This window comes from Vibrio sp. 970 (assembly GCF_033339075.1).
Genome location: NZ_JAWOTW010000210.1, coordinates 1 through 786, shown reverse-complemented (window position 1 = coordinate 786; position 786 = coordinate 1). Strand labels below are relative to the sequence as shown.

Genomic DNA, 786 nt, shown 5'->3' with positions numbered 1-786 from the left:
ACCATCATGGTTGTGGATGATAACGAGTCTCTGCGTAAGTTTACGGCGATGTTACTAGAGAAGCAGGGATTTGAAGTGGTACAAAAGGAAGATGGTCAGCAAGCATTGGACACTCTTGAAAAAGAAAATATCGATCTGATTTTAATGGATATTGAGATGCCAATCATGGACGGAGTAGAAGCGTCGCGACGTATCCGTAACTCAGAAAAGCCGTATGCGTCTGTGCCGATTATTGCGCATACGGGAGACAGTTCTCCTGTGACGCTAGATAAAATAGGCTCCTCCGGCATGTCCGCCTTTATCGTTAAACCCGCTGATAAGAATCGCCTTTTCGATAAAATTGCTAACTGGATTTAAAACAGAGCTCAGGATCGAACTGAGCTCTGATCTTTCACTGGAGCCAAGCGTAGGCTCAGCGTCCACTACGAATCAACTTACACAAACTCTAAGTCGGGATGGTCAAATGCCTCCTGACAAGCCGATAAGACGTGATCCACTTGTTGAGCTGTCATGTCGGCATTGACAGAAAATCGAATGATGTTCTTGTTTCTGCCCGTGGCAGGTCGGCAAAACACCGCACCGAAAACGTCTCTTTCTTCAAGAAAGTCTCGTACTCGTTCAGTGTTTCTCTCACTTTCACACTCAAGAGCAATAATCTGCGATTCGCTGCGAATGTTAACCCCAATACGTTTTAATCCGATGGCGAGTTCTTTGGCTCGCTTGAACAAACATTCACGTTTGTCGTCAGCCGCTTTAATTACCTCAAGTGTTTTTTCTAGACGCACG

At 45.4% G+C, this 786-nt stretch carries 1 protein-coding gene and 1 pseudogene; one reads left to right on the top strand and one right to left on the bottom strand.

Annotation, left to right across the window (positions count from 1 at the left end):
* Positions 1-357, top strand: a 357-nt coding sequence (locus R7Q11_RS25740) for a response regulator (protein WP_225466947.1), incomplete at its 5' end; no start/stop codon positions are given.
* 77 nt (positions 358-434) lie between these two features.
* Here R7Q11_RS25740 and R7Q11_RS25735 read toward each other — a convergent pair.
* A pseudogene (locus R7Q11_RS25735) lies at positions 435-786 on the bottom strand (CAI-1 autoinducer synthase); the annotation flags it as partial.